At 60.5% G+C, this 21,352-nt stretch carries 20 protein-coding genes; 6 read left to right on the top strand and 14 right to left on the bottom strand.

Features of this window, described 5'->3' with window-relative positions:
- Positions 1-46 precede the first annotated feature (46 nt).
- The 5 genes from ACR9ZQ_RS36400 to ACR9ZQ_RS36380 all read right to left on the bottom strand — a co-directional run bounded on the left by ACR9ZQ_RS36400 (position 47) and on the right by ACR9ZQ_RS36380 (position 4,982).
- Positions 47-361: a hypothetical protein gene (locus ACR9ZQ_RS36400; RefSeq protein ID WP_029868500.1), complete on the bottom strand. Its 315-nt coding sequence runs from the start codon at positions 359-361 to the stop codon at positions 47-49.
- Positions 362-481: 120 nt separating this feature from the next.
- The gene (locus ACR9ZQ_RS36395; RefSeq protein WP_029868501.1) at positions 482-3,205 is read right to left on the bottom strand and encodes a hybrid sensor histidine kinase/response regulator; all 2,724 of its coding nucleotides are present in this window, start codon (positions 3,203-3,205) and stop codon (positions 482-484) included.
- Positions 3,206-3,365: 160 nt separating this feature from the next.
- Positions 3,366-3,545 (bottom strand): hypothetical protein, encoded by a 180-nt coding sequence (locus ACR9ZQ_RS36390; RefSeq protein WP_481430214.1) that lies wholly within the window; start codon positions 3,543-3,545, stop codon positions 3,366-3,368.
- A gap of 317 nt (positions 3,546-3,862) precedes the next feature.
- A complete protein-coding gene (locus tag ACR9ZQ_RS36385) occupies positions 3,863-4,198 on the bottom strand; it encodes a DUF2934 domain-containing protein (RefSeq protein WP_029868502.1) in 336 nt (111 codons plus the stop codon).
- A 142-nt stretch (positions 4,199-4,340) separates the two neighbouring features.
- Entirely contained in the window at positions 4,341-4,982 is a 642-nt protein-coding gene (locus ACR9ZQ_RS36380) for a UdgX family uracil-DNA binding protein (RefSeq protein WP_481430213.1), read from the bottom strand.
- A 117-nt stretch (positions 4,983-5,099) separates the two neighbouring features.
- Between ACR9ZQ_RS36380 and treZ the strand changes: the two genes are divergently transcribed.
- The 3 genes from treZ to ACR9ZQ_RS36365 all read left to right on the top strand — a co-directional run bounded on the left by treZ (position 5,100) and on the right by ACR9ZQ_RS36365 (position 9,388).
- The gene (treZ, locus tag ACR9ZQ_RS36375) at positions 5,100-6,929 is read left to right on the top strand and encodes a malto-oligosyltrehalose trehalohydrolase (protein WP_481430212.1); all 1,830 of its coding nucleotides are present in this window, start codon (positions 5,100-5,102) and stop codon (positions 6,927-6,929) included.
- A gap of 76 nt (positions 6,930-7,005) precedes the next feature.
- On the top strand, positions 7,006-8,469 hold the full coding sequence (locus tag ACR9ZQ_RS36370) for a phospholipase D-like domain-containing protein (protein ID WP_481430211.1): 1,464 nt from the start codon (positions 7,006-7,008) through the stop codon (positions 8,467-8,469).
- 94 nt (positions 8,470-8,563) lie between these two features.
- Positions 8,564-9,388 carry an endonuclease/exonuclease/phosphatase family protein gene (locus ACR9ZQ_RS36365; RefSeq protein ID WP_481430210.1) on the top strand — a complete coding sequence of 275 codons (825 nt, stop codon included), beginning with the start codon at positions 8,564-8,566 and terminating at the stop codon, positions 9,386-9,388.
- 14 nt (positions 9,389-9,402) lie between these two features.
- Here ACR9ZQ_RS36365 and tehA read toward each other — a convergent pair whose 3' ends face one another.
- Entirely contained in the window at positions 9,403-10,359 is a 957-nt protein-coding gene (gene tehA / locus ACR9ZQ_RS36360; protein WP_481430209.1) for a dicarboxylate transporter/tellurite-resistance protein TehA, read from the bottom strand.
- A 72-nt stretch (positions 10,360-10,431) separates the two neighbouring features.
- A complete protein-coding gene (locus ACR9ZQ_RS36355; protein ID WP_481430208.1) occupies positions 10,432-10,770 on the bottom strand; it encodes a carboxymuconolactone decarboxylase family protein in 339 nt (112 codons plus the stop codon).
- Between the two features lie 120 nt (positions 10,771-10,890).
- On the opposite strand from ACR9ZQ_RS36355, the gene ACR9ZQ_RS36350 reads away from it, so the two are divergent.
- Positions 10,891-11,823 carry an AraC family transcriptional regulator gene (locus ACR9ZQ_RS36350; RefSeq protein ID WP_481430207.1) on the top strand — a complete coding sequence of 311 codons (933 nt, stop codon included), beginning with the start codon at positions 10,891-10,893 and terminating at the stop codon, positions 11,821-11,823.
- A 13-nt stretch (positions 11,824-11,836) separates the two neighbouring features.
- Here ACR9ZQ_RS36350 and ACR9ZQ_RS36345 read toward each other — a convergent pair whose 3' ends face one another.
- Entirely contained in the window at positions 11,837-12,742 is a 906-nt protein-coding gene (locus ACR9ZQ_RS36345; protein WP_481430206.1) for a LysR family transcriptional regulator, read from the bottom strand.
- A 110-nt stretch (positions 12,743-12,852) separates the two neighbouring features.
- Here ACR9ZQ_RS36345 and ACR9ZQ_RS36340 point away from each other — a divergent pair, with 110 nt between their 5' ends.
- On the top strand, positions 12,853-13,683 hold the full coding sequence (locus ACR9ZQ_RS36340; RefSeq protein WP_113323710.1) for an SDR family oxidoreductase: 831 nt from the start codon (positions 12,853-12,855) through the stop codon (positions 13,681-13,683).
- A gap of 6 nt (positions 13,684-13,689) precedes the next feature.
- Here ACR9ZQ_RS36340 and ACR9ZQ_RS36335 read toward each other — a convergent pair whose 3' ends face one another.
- Complete coding sequence (locus ACR9ZQ_RS36335) at positions 13,690-14,679, bottom strand: aldo/keto reductase (RefSeq protein WP_481430205.1); 990 nt, start codon at positions 14,677-14,679, stop codon at positions 13,690-13,692.
- A 280-nt stretch (positions 14,680-14,959) separates the two neighbouring features.
- On the opposite strand from ACR9ZQ_RS36335, the gene ACR9ZQ_RS36330 reads away from it, so the two are divergent.
- Positions 14,960-15,850 carry a LysR substrate-binding domain-containing protein gene (locus tag ACR9ZQ_RS36330; protein ID WP_481430204.1) on the top strand — a complete coding sequence of 297 codons (891 nt, stop codon included), beginning with the start codon at positions 14,960-14,962 and terminating at the stop codon, positions 15,848-15,850.
- Between the two features lie 3 nt (positions 15,851-15,853).
- Here the strand turns inward: ACR9ZQ_RS36330 and ACR9ZQ_RS36325 are convergent, their stop codons facing one another.
- The 5 genes from ACR9ZQ_RS36325 to ACR9ZQ_RS36305 all read right to left on the bottom strand — a co-directional run bounded on the left by ACR9ZQ_RS36325 (position 15,854) and on the right by ACR9ZQ_RS36305 (position 21,341).
- The gene (locus ACR9ZQ_RS36325; protein WP_310382729.1) at positions 15,854-16,396 is read right to left on the bottom strand and encodes a 3'-5' exonuclease; all 543 of its coding nucleotides are present in this window, start codon (positions 16,394-16,396) and stop codon (positions 15,854-15,856) included.
- Between the two features lie 133 nt (positions 16,397-16,529).
- Positions 16,530-17,609: an ABC transporter ATP-binding protein gene (locus ACR9ZQ_RS36320; protein WP_481430985.1), complete on the bottom strand. Its 1,080-nt coding sequence runs from the start codon at positions 17,607-17,609 to the stop codon at positions 16,530-16,532.
- Between the two features lies 1 nt (position 17,610).
- Positions 17,611-19,539, bottom strand: a complete 1,929-nt coding sequence (locus ACR9ZQ_RS36315) for a glycoside hydrolase family 127 protein (RefSeq protein WP_481430203.1) — start codon at positions 19,537-19,539, stop codon at positions 17,611-17,613.
- Positions 19,540-19,566: 27 nt separating this feature from the next.
- On the bottom strand, positions 19,567-20,430 hold the full coding sequence (locus ACR9ZQ_RS36310; protein ID WP_481430202.1) for a carbohydrate ABC transporter permease: 864 nt from the start codon (positions 20,428-20,430) through the stop codon (positions 19,567-19,569).
- Positions 20,430-21,341, bottom strand: a complete 912-nt coding sequence (locus ACR9ZQ_RS36305) for a carbohydrate ABC transporter permease (RefSeq protein ID WP_025669883.1) — start codon at positions 21,339-21,341, stop codon at positions 20,430-20,432. Before ACR9ZQ_RS36305 ends, ACR9ZQ_RS36310 begins: the two co-directional genes overlap by 1 nt.
- Positions 21,342-21,352: the final 11 nt, after the last annotated feature.

Genomic DNA, 21,352 nt, shown 5'->3' with positions numbered 1-21,352 from the left:
GGTGGCCTCGCGCCACCTGCCGCGTTGCTGGCGCCTGATGGTGCCGTCAGTGATGGGCGTGGTGTTCGTTGCGCTTACGGGTTGCGGCGCCCTTCTTGGCGGAGGCGGAACGTTCTTCCTTGGAGCGGGATGCGGAGGCATGGCCGCCGATCCGTCCGCCTTTTTCGGAGGATTCGTTCGTATCCTTCTTGCCGCGCCCGGAGCCTGATTTGTTGCCGCCGCCGCTTTCCTTGTTGACCGTTGCCCATGCACGGCGTTCAGCCTCCCCTTGGGATACGCCGCGGTCCTCATAGCCTTCCTCGATATGCTCGGCCTTTCTCTTCTGCTTGTCGGTATAAGCGGATTTGTCACCTCTCGGCATGGCTGCCTCCTCTGGTTGGAAAGAGGCTCAACCGCTGGCCATCCAAAAAGTTCCGGGGCCGTCCCGGCCGCCGCCTGTTCGGGAAATATCCGGAGCTTGAAGGTCCTGAGGCAGTCAGGCCTAGGCAATGGGGCGCTGGCGCGCAGCGGTCTTTACTGCGCGGTCGAGTGCTGCGGTGGTAAACGGCTTTGGCAGCAGCACGGAACCGGAAAAGCGGTTCGCATCCGGCAAATTGCTGTTGCCGGTCGCAAAAACGAGGCCGACCGAAGGGAAAGCTTCGCGCGCCAGCGCTGCGAAGGCCGGGCCGGACATGCCCGGCAGGCCGACATCGGCAACGATAATATCTGTGTTCGTATCTGTGCTGCGCAGGAGTTCGATGCCTTGTTCGCCGCTGTCGGCTTCGATCACGTCGTAGCCGAGATCCCGCAGGATTTCGGCCGTGTCCATGCGGATGAAGGCATCATCCTCGACCAGCAGAAGCTTCAACCTGGCCTGGACGATGTCGCGCGGTTGCTCGCTGGCTGGCAGCGGCACCGGGTTGGTCTGGCGGCGTTGCGCCTGGTTGGCGAGGACGTGGCGTATTTTCTGCGCCAGGGCCTCCCGTGTATAGGGCTTGGAGAGGAGCTCCAGGCCGGGATCGAGCCGGCCGCCATGGACGATCGAGTTTTCGGTATAGCCTGACGTATAAAGCACGGCGACGTTGGGCAGGCGCTCGCGGGCCATGCGCGCGAGCTCCGGGCTCTTCAGCGGACCAGGCATGACGACGTCGGTAAAAAGCAGGTCGATATGTGCGCCGCTCTCGATCACGGTCAGCGCGCTTTGCGCGTCCCTGGCCTTCAGCACGTAATAGCCGAGATCGGTCAGCATCTCGACGACGGTTGTGCGCACACCTTCATCGTCCTCGGCGACCAGAATAGTCTCGGTGCCGCCGGTTGCGGGAACATTATCGCCGGTGGCTATTCGGTCCTCGCTCTGGAAGGAGCGGGGAAGATAAAGCTTTACCGTCGTGCCTTCGCCGGTCTCGCTGTAGATCTTCACATGGCCGCCGGACTGCTTGACGAAACCGTAGACCATGGAAAGGCCGAGACCGGTGCCCTTGCCCTCTGGTTTTGTGGAGAAGAACGGTTCGAAAGCCTGCTCGATGATCTCCGGTGGCATACCTGAGCCAGTATCGGTCACGGCGAGCACCACATATTGGCCGGCTGCGACCTCCGGATGGGTGCGGCTATAGGAATCGTCGAGAAAGGCATTGCCCACTTCGATCGTCAGTTTGCCTGTGCCATCCATTGCATCGCGGGAGTTGATCGCAAGGTTCAGCAGTGCGTTCTCAATTTGGATCGGGTCGGCAAAACTGTTCCAGAGGCCGCCGGAAACCATCGTCTCCACTTCGATTTCCTCACCGAGCGCGCGGCGCAGCATGTCATCCATGGCAGAGACGAGGCGGCCGATATTGATCACCTTCGGCTGCAGAGGCTGGCGACGTCCGAAGGCGAGAAGTTGGCTGGCGAGCCGCGATCCGCGCTCGACGGCCGATAGCGCGTTGGAGATGCGCTCCTTGGCCCGGCCATTATTCGTCACATCCTTGCCGAGAAGCTGGAGATTGCCTGAAATGACCTGCAGCAGGTTGTTGAAATCGTGCGCGACACCGCCGGTGAGCTTGCCGATCGATTCCATCTTCTGCGCCTGCTGCAGGGCTGCTTCCGCCTGCTGGCGTTCGAGGATTTCGGCGGCGACACGGACCTCAAGCGTTTCGTTCAGTTTGCGAAGCTGGGCCTCGGCCCCGCGGCGCTGGACGATCTCAAGTTCGGCAGCGCGGATGAGCCGGGCGTTGTCGATTGCGACGGCAGACTGGCCAGCCAGGCTGACGAGGCTTGCCTCTGCCGCATCCGAAAAGCGGGCGGGCTGGCTGTGACCGAAGAACAGCCCGCCAATGACGTTGCCGTCGCGTGACTTGACCGGCACGGCGAGATAGCTGCGCACAGGCAGGTGGCCGCTCGGCATACCGGAATGTGGCGCGTTCTGCCCGTAGCGTGGATCAAGCAGGATATCGTCGGAGCGTACGACGCCCTCGCCGCTGAAGGTCGGTGCAAAAACCTTGGTGTTGCGTGGCATCGGAAACTTGTCGAAATGTTTCCGGTCGACACCCGACAGCGCGTAAAGCATGTAACTGCCACCTTCACCGTCATCGACATTGTAGAAGAAGGCGCCGAATTCAGCGCCCGTCAATGCTACCCCTGCATCAACCGCGATCTGTGTCAGGCGATCGACATTGAGTTCGGCGGTAATCGCCGAGCCGGCCCTATTAACGACGGCGAGTGTTGCGGATTTTTCCCGCGCCTCATCCAACGCGATGCGCTCTCGGCGCTTGGCAAGCACCTGGTCCGTCACTTCCATCGTCGCGCAGAGAATGCCGGCGACCTTGCCCTCATCGTCCCGTAGCGGCGTATAGGAAAAGGTGAACCAGGTGTCCTCCGTCTGTCCCTCGCGCCGCATGGGAACGTGCAGCTCCTTGTAGAGCTGCGACTGACCGTTGAGCGTGGCCTCCACGATTGGCTCGAACTGCGGCCAGATATCCGACCACACCTGCTGAAACGGTTTTCCGAGGGCGGCAGGATGCCGTTCGGGGAAGATCGCGACATAGGCGTCGTTATAGATGAAGGCGAGTTCGGGACCCCAGGCGACGAATTTCGGCTGGCGTGAATTGACAACCATTTCCGCGATATGCCGGAGTGAACTCGGCCATGCTTCGACTGACCCGATGCCGGCAGCATCCAAACCATTCCGGCGCAACAAATTCCCGATTTCGCTATTGCCTTCCGGCCAGCGGCCCCCAACCCGTGCCATCAAAAATCGCTTTCAATCTTACTGTGGCATCACCCGCGCCGGGTCTGCCCGGTCCACCGTCGACAAAATAGAGGCGTCGGGCAGGAGGGAAAGAGCGAGCTGCAAATATCGTTAACCGAGCAAAGCGTCGATTACTCGCAAAAAAAGCTATTTATATTTGTTATTCTTGGTCCAGCTTCCGCGAGGCGATGGAGGTGCGGCTCAAAGCAAAGGAACGAAGCTGGATCGGTTTGCGCGGATCGCGAAAAAATACGCCGACGATGTTATCAACCAGAAGGATGAGCCCCAGTGCGAAACCGATGTAGAGCAAAGCGGCGATCAGAAGAAGCGACATCTCCATCCCTCACACCGGCGCTGGAAAACCCCGGCCGGAGGCCGCGGGGACTGGGATGACGAGAGCATGGGCAAAACGGCTATTCATGGCGACTTCCCCTGTTTGCCCATAAACAGCTAGGATACTCTTGTTCCCCGTTTCGAGGGGTGGACGCAGCTTCTTTACAAAGCTGTCCAGACGGACGTTTCATTCGGCTTGTGGTCACCCCCGCAGAGAAGCTGGCGCTTCATGAGTTTCTTAGCGCGCAACTAATTCAAACTTATGACAAAAAAAGCTAATGGGCGCCGCGAAGGCGCCCTTTTTCATCGCAAGTTGAATATTTCTCAGGATGCCGACTTGCGTACGGCTGTCCGCTTCGGGGCCGGTTTGACAATGCCGTTGGTCTTTGTGTTTGTTGCTGCCTTCTTGGCAGGTTTCTTGGCTTCGCCGCCATTCGTGACCTCAGCCGTTGCTGCCGGTGCCGCCGTCTTGGCTGCCGCCGCCCGCTTCGCCCGAGGTTTCACTTCCTTGCCGTTTGGAGATTTTGAAGCCCCCTTGAGCGTGTCATGCTCGGCCCTTGCTTGTTCCCAATGGATGGAATCCCGTCCCGTCGGGTGTCCCTCTTCTTCCCAGAGGGCATATGCACGTTTCTTTATCCACTCTTCCCGAGTTTCTGCCATCGCTGATCTCCAGTCACAACATGCCGTCGTTCGAACGCGATACCGTTGAAAAGGTTCCAGACTATGGGGCCGGTTTCAAGTGGATTTGCCAAGTAAATCGGGAATATTTTTGCGTTGCAGTATTTATAGGCAATAACTCGTTCTAGTTGCCTTGATATTGGACAGCACGGTGCAGGTCCTCGATAAAATTGGCACGTTGGCGCGCGACATCCTCTTCCTCGCGAATCCGCAGGAGGAAGGAAGGGTGGATGGTCACGAGAACCGGCGGATGATTCTCTGGTGTGAGGATATGACCGCGCTCGGGTGTCAGTTTCACCTTAGAGCCAAGAAGAGAATAAAGTGCTGTCGCACCGAGTGCGACGAGGAGCTTCGGCCGCACGATGTTGATTTCGGCACCGAGCCACCAGGAGCAGCGCTGAATCTCCCCCGCATTGGGTTTCGAATGCAGGCGGCGCTTGCCGCGAGGCTCGAACTTGAAGTGCTTGACGGCGTTGGTGACGTAGCATCGCGAGCGGTCGAGCCCGGCCTCCTCGAGACAGATGTCGAGCAGGCGTCCGGCCGGGCCTACGAAGGGACGTCCCGCAATATCCTCCTTGTCGCCGGGCTGTTCGCCGACGAGCATGATCTTGGCCTTTTGCGATCCCTCGCCGAAGACGAGTTGGGTGGCATTCTTGTAGAGTTCGCAGCGTCTGCAGCCTTCCGCTCGATGTCTGAGCTGATCGAGGCTGGCAGCGTCGGCGCTTTCAAGCGTGAAGGCGGGGCCGAGTTTCTGTGCGACGTTCATGGCGGCAATCCGTTGGCTTTCACCCTCAACCGATCGCGCTACGGATTGTTCCTGCCCGTTGGGAACAACCCGCAGCCTCAGGAATTTGATGCTGATGGAAATCACACGGGGTGAGGGATGAACCAGATTTCACAGACAGGCGCGATCACTAAAGGCACGAGACGTTGGGGCGCAGAGCTGCTCGCGGGTGGGGGCGCGCGTTTTCGGCTCTGGACGCAGGGTGAGAATGCGATCTCGCTGCGGCACCGCGACCAGGATATCCCGATGCAGGACGTCGGTGGCGGCTGGTTCGAAGCCACTGTTGAGGAAGCATCCGCCGGCGATCAGTACATGTTCGTCCTCCCTGATGGAAAAGTAGTGCCGGATCCGGCGTCGCGGGCGCAGGCCGGCAACGTCCATGGGCCGTCTCTGATCGTCGATCCAAGCTACCAATGGCAGAATCCGTGCTGGCGCGGCCGTCCCTGGCAAGAGGCCGTCATCAGCGAAATCCATATCGGTGCTTTTACGCCCGAGGGTACGTTCCGGGCTGCGGCGGAGAAGCTGAAGCATCTTGCGGAAACCGGCATCACGGCTGTCGAAGTGATGCCGGTTGCGCAATTTGCCGGCAATCGTGGCTGGGGTTACGATGGTGTGCTGCACTATGCGCCGCATTCCGCCTATGGCACGCCGGCCGATTTCAAGGCCTTCATCGATACGGCGCATGGCCTCGGCATCATGGTGCTACTCGACGTCGTCTACAATCATTTCGGACCCGAGGGCAATTATCTCCATTCCTACGCGCCCGGTTTCTTCCGCAAAGACCGGGAAACACCCTGGGGGGCGGCGATCGATTTCGGGCGGGAACCGGTGCGGCGCTTCTTCATCGAGAATGCGCTCTACTGGATCGGTGAGTTCCGGCTGGATGGGCTCAGGTTCGATGCCGTGGAGCAAATCCATGATACCTCTGAAAAGCATGTGCTTTCGGCCATGGCAGAAGAAGTGAAAGCCGCCTTCGCCGACAGGCAGGTTCATCTCGTCGTCGAAGATCAGCGCAATCTCGTGGAGCTGCTGGTCCGTGACGCGAACGGCGCTCCCAAAGCCTACGCGGCGGAATGGAACGATGATTTCCATCATGTGGCGCACATCGTCGCGACCGGCGAAACCATCGGCCACTACAAGCCTTTTGCCGATCAGCTCTGGCATAAGCTTCGCCTGGCGCTTCAGCATGGCTTCATCTATCCGGATCGAACCGATCCGCCGGAATTACCTGTCGGCGAGCGTCGCTACCTGCCGCCGACCGCCTTTGTCGATTTCCTGCAGAACCACGACCAGATCGGCAACCGCGCTTTCGGCGAGCGGCTGGTGAGCCTTTCCAATACCGATATGCTGGATGCGCTGACAGCGATACTCCTGCTCTCACCGCACATTCCCTTTCTCTTCATGGGTGAGGAGTATGGAGAGAGGCAGCCCTTTTATTTCTTCACCGATTACACGGGTGAGCTTGCCAAAATCGTCCGCGAGGGTCGTATGGCGGAAGCCGAGGGTTTCGGTGGATTAAAGGCCGGCAGGACCGCAGCCGATCTGCCCGATCCCAATGCCCTTTCGACCTTCGAGAATTCGAAACTCGGCTGGCAATGGCTGGAGAACGAGGAGGGCCGGAAAAGCCTGGCTTTCGTCGCTGAGCTCCTGAAGCTGCGCAAGACCTATATCGTGCCGCTGCTGCGGCAGAGCTGGGCTATCGAAAGCGGCGCGCTGGAGGCGCCCGAAGGGACGCTCGCCATCTGGTGGAAGTTTGCGAATCTGACGCTGGCGCTGCGCGCCAATTTGTCGAAGCAGGCACAGGTCTTGCCGTCGGTCGCAGGGACGGTGATCTATGAGCGCTACGGCAAGGAAGCAACGCCCGCCGAGAACGGTGCGCTGCCGCCGCATTCTGTCGTCTTTGCCATCGATATTGAGCCGGCAAATTAAGCATCTGAAAATTTCGCGTTGGGAGCGGGCCGCGGACTGATTGAACGCAGACGATTCGCGGCTATATCCTGGGGCGATGTTCCAACTGCTGTCGACCTACTGGCCGCATATCCTCTTCGTCATCTCCATTGCCATGGGGGCAGCGGCGGCGATCCACGCCACCATGACCAAGGAAGAGGTGCGGGCTGCGACCGGCTGGGTGGGTGTGATCATTCTCTCGCCGATCATTGGCGCGCTGCTTTATATGATTGCCGGCATCAACCGTATCCGTCGCAAGTCGCTAAGCCTTCGCCGCGACGCGTTGCTGCCTGCCGCCGATCTAGACGAGCTCGAAAAGTTTGACGCCGAGACCGATGCCGTCATCAGCCAGTTCGGCCGGCGTTTTGCTGCCCTGCAGACGCTTGGCGATCGCGTCACGCGCTATCCGTTGACGACGGGCAATGCGATCGACATGCTGGAAAACGGCGACGAAGCTTATGCGGCGATGAAGACTGCAATCGATGGCGCCGAGCGCAGTATCCTGCTGGAAACCTATATCTTCGACCGTGACAGGATCGGGCTGCGCATCGCCGATGCGCTGATTGCAGCCGCCAAGCGCGGCGTGGAAGTGCGCGTGCTGATCGATGCGGTTGGGGCGCGCTATTCGGTGCCGAGCATTCTCGGATACCTGAAGGACGGCGGCGTGACCGTCGATGTCTTCAATGGCAATGTCATCATGGGCCTGAGGTTGCCCTACGCAAACCTGCGCACACACCGCAAGATCCTGATCGCGGATGGAAAGATCGCACTGACGGGTGGCATGAATATCCGCGAAGGCTTCAGCGAGGAGGCGGTCGGCGGAAGTTTTGCCCATGACACGCATTTCAGCGTCAGCGGCCCGGCGGTTGCCGATCTCTTCGACGTCGCGGCCGAGGACTGGCGTTTCACGACAGGCGAAGTCCTGAACGGAGAGGCCTGGCGCGGCGACCGACTGGAGCGCAAGCGTGGCGATCCGGTTTTCTTGCGCGTCGTTGCTTCCGGACCGGACCGGAGCGTGGAAACGAACCACAAGATGCTGATAGGTGCCTTTTCCGTAGCGCGCCAGTCGATCCGGATCATGTCGCCTTACTTTCTGCCGGATCGGGAGCTGATCAGTGCGCTGACGACGGCGGCCCGGCGTGGCGTGGAGGTTGATATCGTTGTGCCTGCTGCCAACAATCTCGTTCTGGTCGACCGGGCGATGACGGCGCAGTTCGACCAGATCGTCAAGAACTACTGCCGCATCTGGCGTTCGACCGGCAGCTTCAGCCATTCCAAGCTTCTCTCTATCGACGGAACCTGGGCCTATGTCGGTTCCTCCAATCTCGATCCGCGCTCGCTGCGGCTGAATTTCGAAGTCGATCTCGAAGTGCTGAATGCCGGCTTTGCTGCCGAAATCGATGAGCGCATCGACGATGCCATCAAGTCCGCCACGCCGGTTACGCTCGAGGGGCTGTGGTCGCGGCCCTTCCTGGTGCGGCTCCTCGAAAAGGTGCTGTGGCTGGGCTCACCATATCTTTGACAGAGTTTTCGTGATTGCGGCATGGCAAGTTTTGCTGCGCTGCCTATAATCCAGAAAAAGAGCTTTTCGATCAATGGAGCCGGCGTTCCTTCCGATGCAAGTCAAGAAGAAAGACAGTCTGCCCGCCAGTATCATCGCTTCCATCAAGAATAGGAGGAAGCGCGTTGAGACCTGGCGTGCGGGGCCGAAACCGCGCAATGACGGCACACTTATCGCCTCCTACAATGTCCATAAATGCGTCGGCACTGACCGACGCTTTGATCCGGAACGCACGAGCCGTGTCATCCATGAGATCGATGCCGATGTGATCGCGCTGCAGGAAGCTGATACACGCTTTGGCGAACGGACCGGCATTCTCGATCTCGCCCGGCTGGAGCGCGAGACCGGGCTGGTGCCGGTTCCGATCCCGGGTGTGACGAAGGCGCATGGCTGGCACGGCAATGTCGTGCTTGTCCGCAAAGGTCTGGTGCATGATGTGCATCAGGTGAAGCTACCGGGGCTGGAGCCGCGCGGCGCGGTGGTTGCGGAAATCGAACTCGAAGCTGGCGGGACGCTGCGCATCATCGCCGCCCATTTCGGCCTGCTGCGGCATTCGCGGGCGCAACAGGCAAAGACGCTGGTCGATCTCATCAGCGACCGTCACGAAATGCCGACCATCCTGCTTGGCGATCTCAACGAATGGCGGCTCGGCGACCGCTCATCCCTCAATACTTTCCAGATGGCCTTCGGTCCGCTGCCGCCCGCCGTTCCGAGCTTTCCTGCCGGCTTGCCGGTCTTGGCGCTCGACCGCATCATTGCCAACCGGAAAGGTATCATCTCCGCCGTGGAGGTGCATGACACTCCACTCGCCCGCATGGCGTCCGACCACCTGCCGATCAAGGCAGTGGTCGATCTGCAGCAGGAAGTAGCAAGCGCCTAAAATCGTGCAGGCTCTCAGGCTCGGACGGGAGCGGGAAGAAGCTTGCCTCTCACCAGCAGCCAGAGCGTTCCGACTGCAATGATCGCAAGCGTGATGTTGACCAGCACGAAGATAACGGGCGCAAGCTCGCTGATCGCGCCGGTGTCGCCGCGTGCCGTCATGCGCAGTGCTGCTGTCGAAAGCGCAGTAAGGCCGAAGGTGAAGGCCCAATAAGAGCTGGCGAAGGGTTGTTGCATGATCCAGGGCAGCTGGCGGCCGATGATCAAGACCTGCAAGATGGCGTAGCCGAACATGGCATGCAGGAACATATCGGGCATGCCGGTCGTCACACTCAGATAGGCGGCGCTGCCGACGGCGGGCGGGGCAAGCTGGATGCCCAGAGTCGGGCGCAGCGGTGCGGCTAGCTCCGGCGCCATCAGCAGCCGATGCAACAAGACGGATTCGATTGCCAGCCAGGAAAAGAAACCGGCGCCGAAGGCGAGCTGGCCCCAGTCGGCATAACCAAGCGTGCCAGCCGCGATGGCGGTGACGAAGGAACCGGCAACATTCGGCAGATAGAGAACCGGCGTGTTGGTCACCGGATCACGCCCACCACGCCAGAGCAGGCCGGTTCGCCACAGCAGGAAAAACAGGGTGATGGCGAACCCTGCCAGAGCCAGAACCTCAGTCGCGATGCGCGAATAAGGAAGGATCGCAAGTCCCGCCAGCATGGTCGCGACGCCGATCAGACCGACGAAGCAGCACTGGATGGGATGTTCAAGTTCCGCCGTCACCTCCTTCGGCGCGACAAACCATTTCGCGGCGTAGAGGACGATGAGGACGAGCCAGATGGCAAAGCCAAGAAGGCTGATGGCTTCGCCCACGCTGGCCGGAACCGGCCAGATGGCAGCGGCCACGCGCCAGCTGTTGCCGAGCCCGACAACGCCAAGAACAATGCCAAAGAATGCAGCGGGTATGCGGGGGAGCGACATGTTCGTTTCTCCGAATTGGTCCGGCAGGGTCATTTGCCCTGCCGGTGCGGCAAGCGGTTCACTTTGGATGTTTTACTTTGCAATGGCGTCGGCAGCGTCCATCACGCGGGCCGAATAGACAAGAGCCGCACCGGCATTAACGGAGATCGCGACACCGAGGGCCTCAGCAATTTCCTCCTTGGTGGCGCCGACCTTCTGGGCTTCAGTCGTATGTACGGCAATACAGCCATCGCAACGGACGGTGACGGCCACGGCAAGGGCGATCAGCTCGCGCTGCTTGGCGTCGAGATGGTTGGTCTTCTGTCCGGCGGTCGAAAGGGTTTGATAGCCCTTGATCGTCTCTGGCACGATCTTGGTGATTTCACCGATCCGGCCCATGAGTTCACCGCGATATTCCTTCCAATCCAACATGAAAATCATTCCTTCTCATATCAGCGACGGCGTGATTGCCTCGGCTGTCGGAAGTGACTATGACCTTCAAAGATGATAGTTTGAATGCTCAAAAAAGTCATTTTCTAGCGCGATCGTCTCATGGATGTTTTAAGCCGCCTTATCGAGCTCGCCCGTCTGCAGCCGACGCTCGACATTCGCTGCCGGCTGCAGGGCGCGTTTCATATCGATCACGAACCCGTTGCAGCAGGTAAGCTACCGTTTCATCTGATCCTCGGCGGTGATTGTCTCATTCGCCTCGGCTCCGGTCGTGAAATCATCTTGCGCTCCGGCGATTTCCTGCTGCTGCCGCGCGGGGATGCGCATACGATCGTTGGCTTGCGGCCACGCGGCGAAGCACAGCCCCTGCGCATCACCGTGGGTGGCATGCTGCCTTTGCGCGAAAACGGCGAAGGCGAGGCTGATGTCGACTTGCTCTGTGGTCATTTCGATTGCGCGCCGGGATCGGCTGCCTTGCTGCTCGATAGCCTGCCTGACGTCTTTCACGTATCGCTCGCCGAGGAGTCGGAGGAGCTGCTGAAGACGCTGGTCGCCATGCTCTATAGGGAGACGGCTGAAGAGAGGCCGGGAGCATTGGCGATCATCACCGCGACCTGTCTCTCGCTTTTCATCATGGCGGTGAGGGCCGGCAAGGTCTCGCCCGTCGCGTCCTCGGGGCTGCTGCAATTGCTTGGGGATGCCAGGCTCGGCAAATCCGTCGTGGCAATGATGTCTTCGCCCGCCTTTGGCTGGACGATCGATGATCTTGCCCGTCATTCGGCCATGTCGCGGGCTACCTATGCCCGGCAATTTCGCGAGCGCGCGGGAATGACGGTCGGCGCGTTCCTGACCGATATCAGGATGATGCTGGCGAGTGACCTGCTGCTCAGGACGCGCCGAACGGTTGCAGATATCGCTGCAGAGGTCGGTTATGAATCGGAAGCCGCATTCGGCAAGGCTTTCAAGGCAAGACGTGGCATAACGCCGGCGCGCTTCCGCGCTGCGGAGCAGGCGAGACAGAATGGGCAGGGGTGATGCGCGGGGGAGGCTAAGCACCTTGCCGCTCGACCTCCGTCAGCACGGATATGAAAGCCTTGAGGCTTTGCGGCACATGCCTGTGACCGGGATAATAGAGGCAGAGTCCAGGGATCGACGGACACCAGTCGTCAAGCACAGAGATAATCTCACCGCTCGCAAGATAGGGCCGCGCGACCCTTTCCGGCACGTAGGCGATGCCGAGCCCTTTGACCGCCGCTTCCGCCATCAGTTCCACATGATCGAGCGTGAGCGCACCCGATACCTCGATAGTCACTTCCTGGCCGTGTTTCTCAAATTCCCAGCGGTAGAGTTTGCCGCTCGGCATACGCAGGCGGATGCAGCGGTGGCGCCTGAGGTCTTCAGGCGTCTTGGGTCGCTTGTGGTTTTTCAAGTAAGCTGATGAGGCAACCGCGAGGAAACGTGCCTCGCCGCCGAATTCGACCGCTATCATATCAAGCGGCACAGATTCCCGCAGGCGGATGCCGGCATCGAAGCCCTCGCCGACAATATCGACCAGCCGGTTTTCGGTGACGATATCGAGCGATATCTTCGGATAGCGTTCGAGAAAGAGAGGAATGGCGGCATTCAACAGCACGCGGGCGGCAATTTCGCTGGCGTTGATGCGCAGCGTGCCGCTCGGCTGTCCGCCGAATTCGCCGATGGCATCGAGCGCCAGATCGAGATCGCGCAAGACCGGCTTCAGCCTGTCGAGAAGCTTTTTGCCGGCTTCGGTGGCAGCAACACTGCGTGTCGTGCGATGCAGCAGGCGCACGCCCATGCGCGCCTCCATATTGCGCATCATGTGGCTCAGCGTCGAAGGCGACAGGCCGAGTTCACCGGCAGCCTTGCGAAAGCTGCGGTGGGTGACGATTGCCGAGAAGGCATTGAGGTCATCAAGCGTCGGTCGATAACTCATGGGTATTTTTCAACAACTCATACAGATTTGAACGGATTATCACATCAATAAACGTCTCTATCTTTGCTGTCATCAAGCCGCGATCCAGCGGCGCCAGAAAGGTAGAGACGATGACAAAGACGTGGTTCATCACAGGCACATCCTCCGGTTTCGGCCGGATCATGACCGAGAAACTGCTGGCGCGCGGCGATCGCGTCGCCGCAACCCTGCGCAAGCGCGAAGCCCTGGCTGACCTTGAAGCGCAGTATGGCGAACGGCTCTGGGTCGCGACCCTCGACGTCACCGATGACCGGGCCGTTCATGCAGTCGTCGACGCCGCCTTCGAACAGATGGGACGCATCGATGTCGTTGTCAGCAATGCCGGCTATGGCCTGTTCGGCGCCTCCGAAGAGGTGAGCGATGCACAGATCCGCCATCAGATTGATACCAACCTGATCGGCTCCATCCAGGTGATCCGGGCGGCCTTGCCGCATCTGCGTCAGCAGGGCGGTGGTCGCATCCTGCAGGTCGCTTCGGAAGGCGGGCAGATCGCCTATCCGAATTTCAGTCTCTACCACGCGACCAAATGGGGGATCGAAGGCTTCATCGAGGCTGTGGCGCAAGAGGTCGCCCCCTTCGGCATCGACATCATCATTGCTGAACCGGGGCCGGCGGGCACGGATTTTGGCGCCGGCCTCGTCAGGCCGCCGCAGCTGGATATCTATGAGGACACGCCGGCCGGCCAGGTACGCAGGGCAATTGCTGACGGCTCGTTCAAGATCCTGGGCGACCCCGTGAAGATGACCGACGCGATGATCGCGGCGGCCGAAAAGCAACCGGCGCCAAAGCGGCTCGCGCTCGGCAGCACGACCTATCAGTCGATCCGCAAGGCCCTGAACGAGCGTCTTGCCGAGCTGGAAGCGCAGAAGGACATCACGCTGTCGACCGACATCGACGTGTGACCCCCCTCAGCGATCGATGGTCGACATGATCGTGTCGTTGTAGCGCTTGCCCGAGATCTTGCCGGGGGCAAGCGCTTCATCGAGCGCCTTCATCTGCTCGGCATTGAGCGCGATGGAGGCGGCGGCGATATTGTCTTCCAGATAGGTGCGGCGCTTGGTACCGGGGATCGGCACGAAGTCGCTGCCCTTGTGCAGGATCCAGGCGATCGCCACTTGGCCGGGCTTGACGCCGAGCGCGGATGCGACCGAACGCACCGCCTCGGCTGCGCGGACGTTCGCATCGTAGTTCTCGCCCTGATAGCGTGGGTCGCCGCGGCGGAAATCGCCTTCCGGATACTCTTCGGCGCGCTTGACCTCGCCGGTCAGGAAGCCGCGGCCGAGCGGGCTGAAGGGCACAAGGCCGATGCCGAGTTCCCTCAACGCCGGAATCACGTCGGCTTCCAGATTGCGCTCCCACAGCGAATATTCGCTTTGCACGGCCGACACTGGGTAGACGGCGTGGGCGCGGCGAATATTTGCGACACCGGCTTCGGAGAGGCCGAAGTAGCGAACCTTGCCTTCCTTGACAAGCTCGGCGACCGTGCCGGCGACATCTTCCATCGGGACAGCTGGATCGACGCGGTGCTGGTAGATGAGGTCGATGTGGTCGGTGGCAAGACGCTTGAGCGAGCCTTCGACGGCACTGCGAATGGTTTCCGGCCGGCTGTCACGCTCGGCGCCAACCTGCTTGCCGTCTTTCATGCGGAAGCCGAATTTCGTGGCCAGCGTCACCTCGTCACGACGGCCCTTGAGAGCTCGACCGAGAAGTTCCTCATTCTTATAGGGGCCGTAAACCTCGGCCGTATCGAGGAAAGTGCAGCCGAGCTCGATGGCGCGGTGAAGGGTCGCGATCGATTCCGTCTCATCTGCCGGGCCGTAGGACTGGCTCATGCCCATGCATCCGAGGCCGATGGCCGATACTTCAAGTCCCTGGCTGCCGAGTTTGCGCTTCTGCATAGTGATGCTCCTGCTTCTCAAGTAAGGAGAGGTCTATATAGACCTCGGTGCAGGATTATGAATGCGCGAAAATCCCGATAAGCTGCGTGAGCGTTCAGCAGTCCCGGCGCCGCCGGTTATTTTTGCCGTCCGATGCGAAGGTGACAAGGCGAATGGCATCCATCAGGATGGAGACGATTTGCTTCCACATGGCTTCTCTCCTTTTCCTGTTGTTCTCTTCCCCTTGCGCCCGGTCTTCAAACGAGCTTATCGTCGACTTCGGATGACTTGAGGTTATGGGATGAAACGTGGTCGGCTGCCGCTGACGGCATTGCGCAGTTTCGAGGTCGCGGGACGGCTCGAGAGCTTCACGCTTGCGGCCGAGGAGCTGTTCATCTCGCAGGCGGCCGTCAGCCGGCAGATCCGCGAGCTGGAACAGCTACTGGGCGAGCCGCTCTTTGAGCGGCGCCATCGAAGTGTCATCCTGACTGGAAGCGGCCGGAAGCTGCTTGCCGTGCTCACGCCTTCCTTCGACCGGATCGATGAGTGCCTGGACGATATCCGCAGAGCTTCAGTGTCTGCGGATCTGAAAGTCAGCGTCGAACCTTCCTTTGCCGCTTGCTGGCTCGTGCCGCGGCTGCCGGAATTTCGCAAACTTCATCCTGACGTCGAGATATCGCTCGATGCCGATCCGCGGACGATCGAATTCCGTACGGGCCAGGCGCAGATCGCGATCAGGCACAGCGCCACCGTCACCGCATGGCCACGGACAGAAAGCCGGCACTTTATCGATGTGCGCATGGTGCCGGTGATCGCCTCCAATCTTCTGGAGCGTGGCCCACCCATCTCCTCTCCGTATGACATTTTTACTTACGGGCTTTTGCATGAGGAAACCCGCGACGCCTGGAGCCGGTGGTTCGCGGCGGCCGGCATCGCCATGCCCGAGACGGCGAGGGGGCCAGTCTATGCTGATGACGGGCTCGTGCTGCAGGCGGCCCTGCGCGGCCAGGGCGTTGCACTCCTGGATGAAGCCTTTGCCGAGGAGGAAATCCGGGCTGGCCGCTTGCGTCAGCTCTTCGACCTCACCGTTCCGAATGGCGCCTACTGGCTGGTCGCCCGCAGCTTCGACCGTCTTGCGCCCCCGGCTGCGGATTTTTCGCGTTGGGTGACCGAGAGCTTTCACAAACGCTGACCTCTACCCGCCTGTCGCCATCCGCTTCTTGGCCGCCTCGCGGACAAGCTTCCATCGGGTAAGCTCAAGCGTGGCGTCCGCCAATGCGCGATGCGCCGGGATTGCCGCTTTGCTTTCCTCGACGATGCCGTCGATGAGCTTCGATAGCTCTGTTTCCGTGATGGTCGCTCCCGTTAATTCACGCGCTACGGCCATAAAGGCGTCACGTGATTTACCAAGCCGGAGGGCATGCCGAGGAAAGCCGGCGGCGCGCAGGAGAACGCTCAGCCATTTCCCATCCCACGAAGGGGCGCTCGCATAGAGATCGTGCCCGGTCAAAACCTCGACCATTTCACTGGCGACCTGCTCTACCGGCAGGCCCTCCGATGCAAGCAACTCCCGAGAAATCCCATGGATTGCTTCCGCATCGGCCGCCCAGTCGTCCCAGTCGGCGGCGGGTCGGATCAGGGCCGAGCGCGAGCGACCGTCTTCGAACACCCAGGCAATTTCGATGGGAACGCTTTTCTTGCTGAGGGACGAGGCCTCGAAATCCAGGAAAACGATCAATGCAACGCGACAGGCGAGTGCTGTCCTCCAGCGAAAGACTTGTCCCGATCGTCCGGTGCTCATCACCTCGAAATCTATTCAAGCCTTTGGGACCGGTTCGAGCGAACAGGACGCAGCCTACAGCTGCCTGCGTTTATTTGTCGAGCCGCATGCCGTCGGCATTGAAGACGTGCAGATGGGCGGGATCGCACGTGAAGGCGAGCTGGCTGCCGGTCTCGATAACGGAATATCCCCTGTACTCGACGGTTAGGGGCTGACCGTCGCCAAGTTGGCAATAGAGGAATTGCGTGCCGCCGAGATACTCGTCGAAATCAACCCTGGCCCGCAACACATGATCCTCACGTCCCGAGACGATACTCAGATGCTCCGGCCGCGCGCCGAGGGTAATCTTCTGGCCTGCCGCTAGATTGGCGCCGCCGATCGGCGAACGAATGCGATTTCCAGCCACCAGGATGGTGCCGTCACCTGCCCAGCTTGCCTCGAGCAGGTTCATGCGCGGGGAGCCGATGAAGCCCGCGACGAAGACATTGTTCGGCCGTTCGTAGATCTCGCGTGGCGTTCCCGACTGTTCGATATGCCCATCACGAAGCACGACAATCTTGTCGGCGAGTGTCATCGCTTCGGTCTGGTCGTGCGTGACATAGATCATCGTATTGCCGAGCTCGCGATGGAGTCTGGCGATTTCGATGCGCATGGAGACACGCAGTTCCGCGTCGAGGTTCGACAGCGGTTCGTCGAAAAGGAAGACATCCGGCTTGCGGACGATCGCGCGGCCGATCGCCACGCGCTGCCGCTGGCCGCCGGAGAGCTGGCCCGGCCGGCGATCGAGGAGGTGATCGATCTTCAGGATTGCCGAGGCCGCCTTGACGCGGGCCTCGATCTCCGATGCCTGCGTTCTCGCCATCTTCAGGCCGAAGGCGAGGTTGTCGCGCACACTCATATGCGGATAGAGCGCGTAGGACTGGAAGACCATGGCGATGCCGCGATCGGAGGGATCGAGATCGGTGACGTTGCGTCCCTTGATCTCGATCTCGCCGTCGGTGACATCCTCCAGCCCTGCAATCATGCGCAGGAGGGTCGATTTCCCGCATCCCGAGGGGCCGACGAAAACGACGAAGGATCCCTCGGAAATGGTGAGGTCAATGCCATGGATGACTTCCAGATTGCCGAAACTCTTGCGAATTTCTGTCAGAACGACGCCCGTATCCGCCACGTTATTCACCGCGTGCCTCGCCCGCTCTGACCCAGACGAGCATCTCGCCCGGTTCGCGATTATCCCAGAAAGGATAGGGCACGAAACGTGCATTTGCCTGCTTTGCGGCCGGCGGAGAGGTTCGGTAGAGCGCAGCACCCCAGTCGGCCGCGTCGCGGTTGACGGGGAGATCGAGAGCGACCGCCCCGCGAAGACCGGCAATTTCTGATGTCTTCGCCTGCGAGACATCGGCGGAAAGGGTAATGCCATTCAGCCCCTCGCCATTGTCTGTCTCCTCGACGCAATAGACGAGTGGGCCGCGCATCAGCGCCGTGCGGCCGGCATCCTGGCGGACCAGTGGATTGGCAAAGAGCTTGCGGGCAACCAGCGGGATCGACAGATCGACCTTGTCGCCCCTCTTCCAATCCCGTTCGATCCGGGCATAGCCGTCCACTACAGCGGATTGAAGATCGAGCTTTTCGCCGTTGACGGAGAGCGCAGCACCCTCAGCCCATTCCGGAATGCGCAGCGAAAGCGCGAAACGCGCGGGACGATCGAGCGTCAGGTCGAAATGGATCGCGCCATCCCAGGGATAGCGGGTCTGTTGCGAAAGCTCGACCTTGGCGCCGGCGAGATCGAAGCGTGCCTTGCTTTCCCCGTAGAGATGGACGGCAATTTCATCCTCGGCGATCGCATACATGTAGGAGCCGACGGAGGCGAGCAGACGGGCGATGTTCGGCGGGCAGCAGGGGCAATGGTGCCAGATCCAGCGGTGATGCTTGCCCGCGCTTTCCAACGGGTTCTCATAGAAGAAACGGGTGCCGTCGAGTGAAAGGCCGGCCATGGCGCCATTGTAGAGCGCTTGCTCCATGATATCGGCATAGCGTCGGTTCGGACCGCGGCCGAGCATACGGTTTGCCCAGAAGACGAGGCCGACCGAGGCGCAGGTCTCGGCATAGGCGCTTTCATTCGGCAGGTCGTAGTAATCGGTAAAACCTTCATTGGATGCGGCTGGGCCGATGCCGCCGGTGACGTACATCTGCTTGGTCGTCAGATCGTCCCAGAGGGTTTCGAGTGCAGCCGTCAACGTGTCGTCATTATATTCGGTGGCGATATCGGCCATGCCCGCATAGAGATACATGGCGCGCACCGCGTGGCCGACGACCTTCTTCTGTTCGCGCACCGGCACATGTGCCTGGCCATATTCATAGGTCTTCTGGTGGAAGTCGGCGGCACTCCGGCCATCACGGGTCGCTTCTTCGGTGAAGAAATGCGGTTCAGTGCCGCGCTCGTCGATGAAGAACTTCGAAAGGTCGAGATATTTCTTCTCGCCCGTGACCCGCGCCAGCTTGACCAGCGCCAGCTCGACTTCCTCGTGGCCGCAATAGCCTGGCATCTGGTCGGGGCCGTGGCCGAAGACCGTGATCAGGTAATCGGCATAGCGGCACATGATGTCGAGCAGCTTCTTCTTGCCGGTCGCCTGGTAATAGGCGACGGCGCCTTCGATCAGATGCCCGGCGCAATAGAGTTCGTGATGATCGCGCAGGTTCGTCCAGCGCCGGTCCGGCTGCACGCGTTGGAACCAGGCGTTCAGATAGCCGTCCTTGTCCTGCAGCTTCTCATACATGTCGATGATCTCATCGACGCGGGCTTCGAGCTTCGCATTGGGCCGCCGATACAGCGAATAGGCGACGGTCTCGATCGACTTGCCGAGATCGCTGTCCCAGAACATCTGCGTCGTGCCGCCCCAGGGGCCAATTGGAATAACCACGCCGGGGCTTGGCTGGGTCACGTCGATCGCCTGCAGCATGCCCGCCTTGACACAGCGGTCGAGCAGCGTTTCGGCCGTGGAATCGCAGATCGCATCCTGGCGATCGCCAAACAGGACCTGCAACTCGACGCTCGGCACGGGCAGGGGACGGAACTGGCGGTCTCTCTTCAGTTTGTTCATGGCTTCATCCATTTCGTTGAAAGATCATCATTTCACCGCGCCGGCCATCAGCCCGCGCATGTAGTAGCGTTGCAGGAGCAGGAAGACGATCAGGCAGGGGATCGTCATGACGACGACGCCGGCCTGGACCGCGCCCCAGTTGATGGCGCCGAGGCGACCGGCGCGCACCGCCGTCATCAGGACGGGAAGCGTATATTTCTCGTTGCTGGAGAGCAGCACGAGGGCGGCCAGGAATTCGTTCCAGGCATTCAGGAAGGCAAAGATCGCGACCGTCGCAATACCCGGCAGTACGAGCGGCAGAAGTACGCGGATCAGCAGTCTCAGATCCCGCGCACCGTCGATGCGGGCTGCTTCCTCGATCTCCTTCGGCACGGCATCGAAGGCATTGCGCATCATGAAGACGGAGAAGGGAAGTTGCAGCGTGACATAGACGAGGGTGAGCCCCAGCAGCGAATTGTTGAGACCGAGCTTCGCCAGAATGATGAAGAGCGGCGTCAGGATCGACTGGAACGGGATCATCAGCGTCGCGATGATCAGCACGAAAAGCGCATTCTTCAGCGGGAAACGATAGCGCGAGAAGCCGTAGCCCGCGAGCAGGCTGACAGCGACGGTCAGCAGCACCGTTGCCAGCGAAACGAAGAGCGAGTTGATCATGTGCTGCCAGATGCCGGCGCCGAACGTATCGAGCAGTGCATAGGCATCGAAGCTGACACCTGTTGTCGGCCATGGCGGCAATGGCGGCAGGCTCGACTCCGTACCGTGCCTGAAGGAGGCGAGTAGCGTGATGATGAAGGGCGCCAGGAAGAAGATCGAGATGGCGATGCCGGCGACATGATAGGCCGATTGCGATCTGAAGCGCTTGCGGGCGCGGCGTTCCCGTGAGGAGATCATCAGCGTTCCTCCCCGACGCGCAGCAGCCAGAGCTGGACGATGGAGATCGCAACCAAGATCGCCAAAAGCACGATCGAAAGGGCGGATCCGTAGCCCAGATTGAAGGACACGAAGGACTGGTTGAAGATGTAGTAGACGACCGAGATCATCTTGTTCTGCGGCCCGCCCGACGTCATGATGTAGAACTGGTCAAAGGCGAGGATCGAGCCGGTGACCGAGACGATCAGCGCCAGCGCAATCGTCTTTCGCATCAGCGGTAGGGTCAGGTGCCGGAAGCGCTGCCAGCGTCCGGCCCCATCGATGCGGGCCGCCTCCGTCAGTTCGGACGGAATGGCCTGAAGGCCGGTTAGCAGGATGATCATCGTAAAGCCCGCGATCTTCCAGACGACCATGACGATGATCGTTGCGAACGCCGTGTCGAAGCTCGCCATGATATTGGGGCTTCGCTCGACGAGGCCGAGGGCGCGAAGGGCAGGGCCGAAGAAGCCGCTATCGACATTGGCAAGCCAGACCCAGAGAAGCGAGGCCGTCGCGAGCCCCACGACGACGGGCAGGAAGATGATCGTCCGGTAGGTGCTGACGAAGCGGCGCTCCTTCTCCACGAAAATCGCCAGCGGGAAGGCGATCGCAAAGATCGCGATGGTCACGATGACGGTGTAATAGGCGGTGAAATTCAGGGCCGCCATGAAGCGGCTGTCGTTCCACATGCGAGTATAATTGGCAAAGCCGATCCAGCGCGAGGCGCCCATCAGCGGCCAATTATGCAAGCTCATCCAGCCGGTGAACAGCACGGGCATAACGAAGAAGACGATGACGAGCGCCATGGCCGGCGCAATGTAGAGAAAGCCGCGCCATTGCGACTTTCGCCGTTTTCGGACAGCGCGGATGCGCTGCGGACCGGAACCGGTCATCGAAACCTCCG

It is taken from the genome of Rhizobium sp. KNZ14-9A, assembly GCF_056755015.1.
Note: the sequence above shows the minus strand (reverse complement) of the source record. Positions and strands in the feature narration are given on the sequence as shown.

Excerpts from the sequence above, each read along its gene's own strand:
- ACR9ZQ_RS36370 (WP_481430211.1), top strand. The coding sequence starts at position 7,006 with ATGTTCCAACTGCTGTCGACCTACTGGCCGCATATCCTCTTCGTCATC.
- ACR9ZQ_RS36305 (WP_025669883.1), bottom strand. The coding sequence starts at position 21,341 with ATGACCGGTTCCGGTCCGCAGCGCATCCGCGCTGTCCGAAAACGGCGA.
- ACR9ZQ_RS36310 (WP_481430202.1), bottom strand. The coding sequence starts at position 20,430 with ATGATCTCCTCACGGGAACGCCGCGCCCGCAAGCGCTTCAGATCGCAA.
- ACR9ZQ_RS36400 (WP_029868500.1), bottom strand. The coding sequence starts at position 361 with ATGCCGAGAGGTGACAAATCCGCTTATACCGACAAGCAGAAGAGAAAG.
- ACR9ZQ_RS36385 (WP_029868502.1), bottom strand. The coding sequence starts at position 4,198 with ATGGCAGAAACTCGGGAAGAGTGGATAAAGAAACGTGCATATGCCCTC.
- treZ (WP_481430212.1), top strand. The coding sequence starts at position 5,100 with ATGAACCAGATTTCACAGACAGGCGCGATCACTAAAGGCACGAGACGT.
- ACR9ZQ_RS36355 (WP_481430208.1), bottom strand. The coding sequence starts at position 10,770 with ATGTTGGATTGGAAGGAATATCGCGGTGAACTCATGGGCCGGATCGGT.
- ACR9ZQ_RS36365 (WP_481430210.1), top strand. The coding sequence starts at position 8,564 with ATGCAAGTCAAGAAGAAAGACAGTCTGCCCGCCAGTATCATCGCTTCC.
- tehA (WP_481430209.1), bottom strand. The coding sequence starts at position 10,359 with ATGTCGCTCCCCCGCATACCCGCTGCATTCTTTGGCATTGTTCTTGGC.
- ACR9ZQ_RS36395 (WP_029868501.1), bottom strand. The coding sequence starts at position 3,205 with ATGGCACGGGTTGGGGGCCGCTGGCCGGAAGGCAATAGCGAAATCGGG.
- ACR9ZQ_RS36315 (WP_481430203.1), bottom strand. The coding sequence starts at position 19,539 with ATGAACAAACTGAAGAGAGACCGCCAGTTCCGTCCCCTGCCCGTGCCG.
- ACR9ZQ_RS36380 (WP_481430213.1), bottom strand. The coding sequence starts at position 4,982 with ATGAACGTCGCACAGAAACTCGGCCCCGCCTTCACGCTTGAAAGCGCC.
- ACR9ZQ_RS36345 (WP_481430206.1), bottom strand. The coding sequence starts at position 12,742 with ATGAGTTATCGACCGACGCTTGATGACCTCAATGCCTTCTCGGCAATC.
- ACR9ZQ_RS36330 (WP_481430204.1), top strand. The coding sequence starts at position 14,960 with ATGAAACGTGGTCGGCTGCCGCTGACGGCATTGCGCAGTTTCGAGGTC.
- ACR9ZQ_RS36335 (WP_481430205.1), bottom strand. The coding sequence starts at position 14,679 with ATGCAGAAGCGCAAACTCGGCAGCCAGGGACTTGAAGTATCGGCCATC.
- ACR9ZQ_RS36350 (WP_481430207.1), top strand. The coding sequence starts at position 10,891 with ATGGATGTTTTAAGCCGCCTTATCGAGCTCGCCCGTCTGCAGCCGACG.
- ACR9ZQ_RS36390 (WP_481430214.1), bottom strand. The coding sequence starts at position 3,545 with ATGGAGATGTCGCTTCTTCTGATCGCCGCTTTGCTCTACATCGGTTTC.
- ACR9ZQ_RS36340 (WP_113323710.1), top strand. The coding sequence starts at position 12,853 with ATGACAAAGACGTGGTTCATCACAGGCACATCCTCCGGTTTCGGCCGG.